Origin of the sequence: Dyella sp. C11 (genome assembly GCF_003121485.1) — a bacterium.
Lineage (GTDB): Bacteria > Pseudomonadota > Gammaproteobacteria > Xanthomonadales > Rhodanobacteraceae > Dyella.
Genome location: NZ_QAVX01000038.1, coordinates 1 through 10105, shown reverse-complemented (window position 1 = coordinate 10105; position 10105 = coordinate 1). Strand labels below are relative to the sequence as shown.

At 65.2% G+C, this 10105-nt stretch carries 5 protein-coding genes; 2 read left to right on the top strand and 3 right to left on the bottom strand.

Features of this window, described 5'->3' with window-relative positions; translation table 11 throughout:
* Both DK366_RS20855 and DK366_RS20850 read right to left on the bottom strand, forming a co-directional pair.
* Positions 1-2105: ESPR-type extended signal peptide-containing protein (locus DK366_RS20855; RefSeq protein WP_109127488.1), on the bottom strand; the 2105-nt coding region annotated here is incomplete at its 3' end.
* A gap of 142 nt (positions 2106-2247) precedes the next feature.
* Positions 2248-4482 carry a protease pro-enzyme activation domain-containing protein gene (locus DK366_RS20850; protein WP_109127487.1) on the bottom strand — a complete coding sequence of 745 codons (2235 nt, stop codon included), beginning with the start codon at positions 4480-4482 and terminating at the stop codon, positions 2248-2250.
* 365 nt (positions 4483-4847) lie between these two features.
* Here DK366_RS20850 and DK366_RS20845 point away from each other — a divergent pair, with 365 nt between their 5' ends.
* Positions 4848-5594 carry a response regulator transcription factor gene (locus DK366_RS20845; protein WP_109127486.1) on the top strand — a complete coding sequence of 249 codons (747 nt, stop codon included), beginning with the start codon at positions 4848-4850 and terminating at the stop codon, positions 5592-5594.
* Here the strand turns inward: DK366_RS20845 and DK366_RS20840 are convergent.
* The gene (locus DK366_RS20840; protein WP_157956648.1) at positions 5570-6916 is read right to left on the bottom strand and encodes an ATP-binding protein; all 1347 of its coding nucleotides are present in this window, start codon (positions 6914-6916) and stop codon (positions 5570-5572) included. The genes DK366_RS20845 and DK366_RS20840 overlap by 25 nt on opposite strands.
* Before the next feature lie 430 nt (positions 6917-7346).
* On the opposite strand from DK366_RS20840, the gene DK366_RS20835 reads away from it, so the two are divergent.
* Positions 7347-10105: ESPR-type extended signal peptide-containing protein (locus DK366_RS20835; RefSeq protein ID WP_255412634.1), on the top strand; the 2759-nt coding region annotated here is incomplete at its 3' end.

Genomic DNA, 10105 nt, shown 5'->3' with positions numbered 1-10105 from the left:
ATGCCGCCCGCATTCGCGCCACTACCGATGGCCGCCGCATTGCTGCCGCTCTGCACCGTGGCCGCCGTGCTGCCATCGATGGCCATGCCGGCAGGCATCGAACCGCCCGTACCGTCACCGGCAGGCAGTGACTGCAATTCGCTCTGGAGCAACTGCGCCTGTGCGTCCGTATAGGCCTTGGCCGTGGCGAGCGACGCATTCACCTGACCTACGTTCGCCGCATCCGTGTCGGCCGTGCCAGCCGCCACGTTCGTGATCTGACGCTCTGCACCCACGGCACCCACCGACACGCTGTTGGCGCGATCAGCCAACGAGTTGGCGCCAATGGCCACGGCGTTCGTCGCCGTCACATAGGCCTTGTAACCGACGGCAACACCTTGCGCGGCTGACGATGCGACGCCGGTATCGGCACCGACGGCGGTACTGCCACCTGCAAAAATCTGCGAGCCGCTGCCAACGGCCACATCGCTGCCGCCATTGGTCTGTGCAATGTCACCGATCGCCACGCTCTCGGCGTCGTTTGCGGTGGCAATGTTGCCGATAGCGATGCTGTTGAAGCTTTGCGACGTCACCGATGCTGCAGAATTGCCGCTGATGGCGATGAAGGGCGATTGGCCGACCGTGCCGCCCAGGGCCGAAACAGCGGCGTCGAGCTGGTTCAGATTGACCGCATCGGTGCCATTCGTACCCGCCGCCACATTGATGATCTGCCGCTCCGAACCCACCTGGCCGACCGACACGGTGTTGTCGCGGCTGTTCGTGGAGCTGGTGCCGATCGACACGGCGTTTACCGCGGTGACCGACGCATTGGCGCCGAGCGCCATGCTGTTGCCACCGCTTGCATTGGCGTTCGCGCCGAGGGCAATCGACTGGTTGCCCGACGCCGTCGCCGATGTGCCGATGGCGGTGGCGTAGCTCACCGACTGGGCGCTCACGGTGGGATCGGCGTTGGGATTGCCGGCCGTCGCGCTGTTACCCATGGCCAGGTTGCCTGTGCCGGCACCGCCACCGGCCCAGGCGTAGTAGCCGAAGGCTTGGTCATTGGTGTTGTAGGCCGTTGCGCCATAGCCAACCGCCACGGCGCTTTCGCCATAGGCGGCTGCGCCGACGCCGACCGCCACGGTGTTGTCACCGCTGGCCTGCGCAGCCGCGCCGAGGGCCGTGGATTCATAACCGATGGCCTGAGCGCTCACGCCCACCGCGGACGAGGCGTAGCCGCCCGCCTGCGCGCCCGTGCCCAAGGCCGTGCTGACATCACCCTGTGCCACTGCCTGATAACCCAGCGCCACGGTGCCATCACCCAGAGCCTGTGCTGCGGTGCCCACGGCGACGACAGGCGTGTCGACGCCGCCGGTGGCATTCGCTGAGTTGCCGACAGCCACGTTGTTCGATTCGGCGGCGTTGGCACCCACGCCGATGGCAGTGGCGCCATGCGCGGTGGCCTGCGCGCCCGGACCCACGGCCGTGGCGTAGTCACCGGAGGCGGTCGCAGCAATGGGGGTGGTCGAGAGACCAATCGCCTTTCCCGCGCCCGTGGAGTCAACGATATAGCCGCCGACGGCCACGCTGCTCAGGCCTGTTGCCTGTGCATTGGCGCCTACGGCGATGGTGTTGTAGTTGGCGGCGTACGACTGGAAGCCAATGGCCGTGGCGTAGTTGAAGCCGTTCAAGCCCGCATACGCGTTGGTGCCGAATGCCGACGAACCCACGCCGTAGGCCAGCGTGTTGGCGCCCACGGCCGTGGAATTGTCGTCGTTCGCCCAGCTGTTGTAGCCCATGGCGGTGCTCTGGGTGCCCAGTGCCGTGCTCAGGGCGCCGGCCGCCACGCTCTGTGAGCCAAGCGACAGCGCCGAATCGCTGCCGTCACCGGCACCGTCGGCGGAGAAATAGGGATCGGCCGGATTGGATGCTTGCACGGTCACCTGCGTCGCCTGCGGTGCAGCTTGATCGGCGAGCGCAACGCCCGACTGACCTGCCATCACGAGTGCGATGGCGGCGCCGAGCACGCGCGTGCGCGTGCCGCCATGCGCCGACCTGGCCAGTTCGCTGGCCACGACCATGGTCCCCAATGTCTTGTTCCAGATCTTGCTGTAAATCTTGTTCACGAGCTTTCCTCGGCAAGTCGCACCCGCATGCGTCGCTCGCCTGTTGGCGGCGCCACGCCGGATACGGACGGATGGACGTCCATCCGTGAAATGAAGGGTGCATGCGGCGCCTTGCGGCGCCGCATGGAGACAGGGCGTCCGGTTACTGGTAAGCGCCGACCACAGTCACGCCGGTGAACACCGACGCACTGGTGACGGTGATGTAGTAGACGCCAGCGGCGGGGGCGCGAACCGACACGCTCTCGTTGTTACCGTTCGCATGGACCGACGAGTAGTCGTAGCTGGTGGCGCTGGCTGCGCTGCCACGCTTCACGTACAGCGACACGTCACCGGTGCCACCGCCCGTGCGGATCGACAGCAGCGATTGGCCACCCGGTACCGTCAGCGTGAATTGCTGGCTGGAACCGGCCTGCCCCTGCGTGGTGACGACAACATTGGGCGTGAGCATGGTCGGCGCCGGCGGCGGCGGAGCCGTGGTCGGCGGAATCGAGGTGTTGCCCCAGGTGTAGGCCAGCGCGGCGAACTTGCTGATGTCGAGCGAACCAAAACCGGTGACGAAGTCCCAGCCGGTGCCGGCGTTGTAGCCGTAGGTCTTGCCCTGGTACGACACGCCGTTGTTACCGGATACCACGTCATGCACCACGCCCGTGCTGGTCGGGAAATCGCGGTACATCATGCTGGCAGGGAAGCCGATGGTGTTGTTCGCATACGTCTGCACGCGCGCAAACACGCCCACGAAGATCGGCGAGGCAAGGCTGGTGCCGCCGACCGAGTACTTCTGACCACCGATGATGATCTGCGCACCCGTGAGTGACGATGCATCGAAGGCGATGTCCGGCACCTGGCGAACCGTCGCGCCCAGTGCGGTGGACTGCCACGCGGGCGCCGTCTCGAACACGCTCTTGCCGCCCGTGCTGGCCCAGATGCGGGCGCCGCCGTCGTCCGCCGCTTCCACGCCGTCGTTCCAGCCGGTTTCACCGGCATAGGCGCCGCCATCGGTCATCACTTCCGTGCCACCCACGGCGATGACGTTGGGCGAGGTGGAAGGTTCGCTCACCGAATAGGCGCTGAGATCGACGTTGACCGCGCCCTGCGGATTGGTGATCTCGCCATTGGTGGCGACGTACACGCCCTGGTCGCCCGACGCGATGGAGAAGGTCTGACCCTGTGCCACCGCCTGCGCGAAGATGGCGTCGTCCTGTGCCTGGATACCGGACGCATTGGCGACGGTCTCGTCTTCGCCCAGCGACACATTGATCACCTTGGCAAGCGTCGTATCAGTGACGGCGGCGTTGTAGGCAGCCGTAATGCAGGCGTCGGTCAGCTCTTCGTCCGCAGCGCCGCCCTTGCCGTTCGCAGCGGTGTAGAACACCAGCTGCTTCACGCCGCCGGAGGTACCGATGATGGACTGCGAATCCAGGTTCCACTCGGTGTCCGAATCGGGGTCGTCGGAGAAGTCCGTTTCGCCTGTCATCGTCACGGGCACGACGCGCACGTTGGTCGTGCTCATCGCCGCATATTTCGTCATCAGGTTGAGGTCGTTCTGCGTCTGCGTCAGGTCGCCCCACGTCACGATGCCCACCGTGGTGTTGAACGCCGTCGGCGTGCTGTCCGCGTCATAGATGGTGGGGAAATCGGTCGGCGCATGCGTCACGGCCGTTGCATCCTGCGGCGTCGCGGGCTGTGTCACCGGCTTGCCGAGGTAGCTCATCGGATGCTTATGCTCGATGTTCTGCAGGCCTGCCACGGAGGTCACGATGCCGCCGAGCGCCGAAGGCACGAGCACGTCGCTGTCGTTGCCGAAGCGCTGCTTGCCGTTGTCCGTGTACGTCTTCATGGTGGCGTTGAACGCCGTGGCCACGGTGGCGGCATTGCCGTCGGCGTAGACCTGGGTGTTGTTGGGCGACACGGTGATGTGCGTGAAGCCGGACTTCTGCAGGTGTGCCACCACAGCCTGCACTTGCGCGTCCGTCGGCGAGTAGGTCGCCTTGAATTGTGCCGGCGTGAGGAACTTGCCGAACACGGCCGATCCCGGCGTGTTCACATCCTTGATGAATGCCTGCAGCTGATCCGCGTTGCGCAGCCCAAGGCCCACCGACACATGCAGCGCCTTGCTGCTGTCCAGCGGCGACACCATCGACTGCACTTCCGGCGTGCCGCGACGATTGACGAAGTAATGCGTGGTCGAGACGGCGGCCTTGCTGGCGGTGGCCTGCGCGGTCGTCGTGGATTTCAGCAGTGCTGCATGGCTGCGTGTGGGCGCCCAGTCAGTGGCCGCGTGTGCGGACAACGGACTGAGCACGAGCGCGAGCGCCATCGGCAAAAGCGCCTTGCAGGCAGGCTGGCCTGCGCTGGTCTTACGAGTGCGGCTGGACATCTTCTCTCCCCGGGATGCGCGAGACCGGCGTGGTCTCCATTCGAACGCGCGCCTGCCGTGCTTCATCGAGCACGGGAACCGGCAACGATCGACCAAGCCCATGACCCGCTGCGCGGGGCTCCCCATGAGTGACGATGTGCCGGTCAGACGACGGCTTGGGGCCAGCTTTGATCAGGTGAGACGCGCAACACACGCACCTACCCACACCGTTCCTCACACTTGCTCACGCAGCCCACCGAGGCGCACGCAAGTCCTTGTGCGACAAGCGGCAAAATCAAAATAAAGCTTCACTGTGATGTTGACGGCGTGGATACTGCACACGCAGAGTGAAGCCCTTTTCCACGCCATTGAAGCAAGCACGCAGCATGATCGACGGAACCACCAAGACGACCGCAAGAACGCTGGACCGCGCATGGCACGTTGGCGTGTTGGAGGATGACGCGCAGTTGCGCGATGGCATCCTCATTCCCGGACTACGCTACTTCGGCTTCCAGGTGACGGGAGCGAGTTCCGCCGCCGAGCTGTACCGGCACATGCTCACGCGTCGCTTCGACATGGTGGTGCTCGACATCGGGCTACCCGATGAAAGCGGACTCAACGTGGTCAAGCACCTGCGCGAAATCTCCAGCCTGGGCATCGTCATGCTCACCGCTAACAAGGGCATGGACGATCACGTGGGTGCGCTGGCGCGAGGCGCGGATGCGTTCCTCAACAAGCCCGTGAACATCGAAATACTTGCCGCCACGCTGCACAGCGTGGCGCGTCGCCTGCTGGGCGCACCGGGAAGCGGAAGCCCTGCAGCGCCGGCCGCCGGGCTTGGACGCTGGCGGCTGGATACGGACGACTGGTGCCTGGTGACGCCGGCCGGCAAGGCGCTGCCGCTGACCGCGCCGGAGCGCTGCATTCTCCGGATCCTGATGGCGGTGCGGGGTGAACCCGTGTCGCGCGAGAAGCTCATCGGCGCGTTGACGTCGGACATCTACGAGTTCGATCCGCACCGGCTGGAGATGATGGTCCATCGCCTGCGCCGCAAGGCGCAGGATGCCGCCGGACAGCCCTTGCCGCTGCTTACTTCGCGCGGCCAGGGTTACCTGTTCGCCAGCGATTCCTGATCGGGAACGGCCATCTGGACGTCCATTTCCGGCAACGGCAGGTCCACTTCGTCGTAAAGCGGCAGGCGAATGCGGAACGAGGTTCCCTGTTGCGGCGTGCTTTGGACATCGATCGTGCCGCGCGCCGCTTCCACCATGCTCGCGACCACGGCCAATCCAAGGCCGGTGCCCCGACCAAACGGCTTGGTGGTGTAGAACGGCTCGAATACCTTGGCGCGCACATCATCGGGCATGCCCATGCCCGTATCGGTCAGCGTCAGCATCAGGGTGGCTGGCACGCCGTTCGTTTCCACGCGCACGGTGAAGCGACCGCCTTCCGGCATCGCGTCGCGCGCATTGGCGGCGACATTCAAGATCATCAGTTCGAACTGGCCGCGATCGAGCTGCAACTTCAATTCCTCGGGGTGCAGTTGCAGGTCCAGCTGGACGTAGTTGCCCAATAGCTGGTGCAACATGGGTTCCAGCTCGGTCACCGCCACGCAGGCATCGAAAACCTGGCTGATACCCACTTCCTGCCGGCTGAAATTGAGCAGCTTACGGCTGATGGTGAGCGCGCGCAGCGCGGCAAGTTCAATGCCCTGCATGGCGTTGATGAGCGCGGACGTACCCAGGTCGGCCAGTTGTTCGCGCTGCGAGGCGTAGCCAAGCACCACGTTGAGCACATTGTCGAAATCGTGGGCGACACCACTGGCTGCGCGACCAATGGCATCGAGCTTCTGCGAGTGGATGAGCTGATGCTGCGTGCGTTCGCGCTCTTCCATTTCCTTCTTCAGCAACACGTTCGCGCGTGCAAGTGCTTCGCCGCGCTGCACGGCGTCGGCAAGCATCTTCCGTAGCGCACGCGTGGTGCTGTCGATGGCAAAGGCCACGATGAGATACGCCACCACCAGCATCGGAAGCGCGTGAAACGGCCACCAGAAATCGCCGCTGGCGCCGGGCAGCCAGAGCGCATCGGCGAGCTCGCCCAATGCAAAACAGGTGATGACGGCGGCATACACCGTCCACAGCGTGCGTCGTCCCAGCACCACGCCACCGACAGCGAGAAGCAATGCCGGCGATGGATCGGGCGGCGCGTGCCGATAGCCGGTAGTGGCGTAATTTGCAGCCAGCGTGAGCAGGTAAACGCAAAGGAAGAATTGAATGCCGCGGTGATAGTGGCCGCGCCGCATCAACACCACGCCGATCCACGAGCCCAGTGCGACGCCGATGTCCGCGCAAAGATCCGTGATGTCAGCGACCGACCACACGGCGGGAAACGCAGCGCCGGGTTCGGCCACCATGAAATACAGACGCACGAGCACGGCCTGAAGGCCGGTCGCCATCATCAGTACCTGGATGAAACGCGCGTTGAGACGCTCGACAGGATCCTTTGTTGGTGCCCGGTCCAGCCACTCCCTGACGGCCCGTATTCCTGGAACGGTCACTCGCTCCCCCAAAAACTGCTCACTTCCACCTGCGTACCAATCCTACTCGCCACATAGCGTGCGGCCTACTTTCCCATTCTTCCCCGGCTGCTTCCCGTGAGCAAGAGCAAATGTTGGTGAGGTTGGAGAGGTGCGTGCTGCTGGTGTGGGAGCGTGCGTGACTTGCCCTGTTCGCTCACTGAATCTCCAGGCGGCATCACACATCAGGGACGGTTAGACGTCTCTTTATTCATGGTTGCCGCAGGCAAGCGCCGTGGCGTGATCGGGGGATCGCGCCGAAGAGCCGTGGGAGCGGTGGCGCAGCCAGTGGCTTTTCGGGGAGATTTCTGTGAACACGATCTACAGCAAGGTGTGGAACGCGGCGCTGGGCGCCGTGGTGGTTGCGTCCGAGTTCGCGCGTGCGAGCGGCAAGGGCCGTGCCTCCGGTGTGCGCAAGCGTGTGCTTGCGCTGGCCATCGTCGGCAGCCTGTTGCCGCTGGGCGCGGGTGCGTGTGGTGTGTCGTGGGCAGGCAGTGGCGTGGCGGATACCAGCGATGCGCTGACGTGCGCCGCCGTAAGCGCGTTCAATGTGCAGGCTGCACCGCAGACGACCAGCGTGTCCGACAGTTCGGGCTTTCTCACCGTGTCCGCGCCGACCGCGGGTTCAACGACTGCGTCGGCTGTGACGGCAGACAACGGCCTCGCCGTGGGTTCGGGCGCGTCGGTCAGCGGTCTCAACGGCACCGCGATCGGCAATGGCGCTACCGCATCCGCTTCGGGCGCACTTGCTGTGGGTCAGGGAGCACAGGCTACCGGCAGCAATGGCACGGTGGTGGGTACAGGTGCAGCCGTCAGCGGCGTGGCCAACGCCGTGGCGATCGGTACCGGCGCACAGGTGGTGGTGGGTACGGGCAACTTCTCGGGCCTGACCAACGACACCGCCATGGGTGACGGTGCCATGGTTTCCGGTGCCACGCAGTCGATGGCGCTTGGCGCGGCGTCGACCGCAGGCGACATCGTCAACAACACGCAGGTGACGCAGGCCACGGCAGTGGGTTATGCCGCGGTTGCCAGCGCATCGGATGCGATGGCCATCGGCGCCAGTGCAAAAGCCACTGCGCTCTACGCCACCTCACTGGGCGAGGCGTCCAACGCAACGGGCAAATACTCCACCGCGGTGGGTGCCAATGCCATCGCAGCCGGCCAGAGCGCGGTAGCTGTCGGATTCGGCGGCCAGGCCAATGCAAACAACTCCGTGGTAGTCGGCTCCGGATATATCGACTCGCTCTCGGCCAACACCGTGGTCATTGGTGCGGGCGCCGAAGCGGAAACACTCACGACGTCGAACGGCAATGCGACCGCATCCAACAGCGTTGTGATCGGTACCGGCGCATCGTCAGCCGGATCGAGTTACGGCATTGCGCTTGGTTATGGCGCGGGCTTGGCTGAAAACCTGAACTCCATTGCCGTGGGCACGAAGGCCATTGGCTACGGCGAGGGCTCGCTGGCCATCGGCCCGGGTACGTATTCCACCGGCCCCGGCTCCACGGCGGTGGGCGGTTGGCTGGACGTGAACAGCAACGGCTCGGTGGGTTATCGCTCCAACGCCATCAGCTCGGGTGTTGGATCGAGCGCCTACGGCGCGTCATCGCTGGCGTCGGGTGACTTCAGCGTGGCGATGGGTGCGTATGCCTCCGCCGGTGGCACATCGACGGGCTACATCAATCGCACCGGCACCACCGCCAACCCGGAGGGTTATCTCGACGCCGACGACAATGCGGGTGCCGTTGCCATCGGCTATCACGCGGCCACCAATGGCGACGGCAGCGTGGCCATCGGTAACGGCGCCATTGCCGACAACGCGCCGGATGGCAGCCAGATCCACAGCACGGCCATCGGCGGCAGCAGCGTGGCCTGGTCGACCGATTCGGTCGCCGTGGGTTACCACGCCATTGCGTCCTACACCGGCGATATGGCGGTCGGCACCAACGCCTTTGCAGGTGGTGCCATAGGCACCAACAACATGGCGATCGGTTACAACGCGACCGCGGGTAATCCCAATGCCGTGGATGCCACGCAGAGCGTCAGTGACTCGATGGCCATCGGTTCCAGCTCGCTGGCCAACAACACGCAGGCGATGGCGGTTGGTGTGAGCGCGCAAGCGATCGGCTCGGCGGCGCAGGCGATGGGCAACAACGCGATTGCTGGCGGCATGCAGGGTCTGGCTGTCGGTCCGCAAGCGGAAGCCGATGGTGACTACGGCGTGGCGATGGGCGCGGGTGCCTATGCCGCAAGCGTCGGTGATACCGCAGTGGGCAGTGGCGCATTCACCATGAGCGCAGACGGTTACGCGACCGCCGTGGGTTATGGCGCGCTGGTCACTGGCGACAACGGCGTGGCATTGGGTTTGAATGCCGCTGCGGGTGGTCTCAATGCGATCGCCGTCGGTGCGAATGCAGCGGCCAGCGGCGACAACAGCCTGTCGCTGGGCGCGGGCGCTGTGGTGAGCAACACGAATGCGGTGGCGATTGGTGCGAATTCGGTAACCGATCGCGACAACAGCGTGTCGGTCGGCGCCGCCGGTGCGGAACGCCAGATCACCAACGTGGCCGATGGCACGCAGGACCACGATGCCGTCAACGTCGAACAGCTGACCTCGGCGCTCGCGGGCGTGTCCACCGGCAGCGGTACGCTGGGCGTCACCTACGACGACGCCACCAAGGCTGGCATCTCGCTCGCCTCGACCGGTACGCAGATCCACAACCTGGCGGCCGGCACGGCGAACACCGATGCCGTCAACCTGGGGCAGCTCAATACCGCGGTCGGCACGATGGGTGCGGGTGTTGCCAGTGTGCTGGGTGGCGGTGCGTCGGCGGGCAACAACTTTGCCGCGCAGTACACCATCCAGGGCACCGTGTACTCCAACATCGGTGCGGCGCTGACCGCACTCGACAACGGTGAAACCGCTCTCGCCGCGCAGATGCAGGGTGGCGGTGCAGGCGGCGCATCCATGCCGGCCACCATCGCGGTGGATGGTTCGGGCAATGCCACCGTGCAGAGCGGCAGCAATGCGGCGGCCATCGGCAATGGCGCGAATGCGGGCGGCAC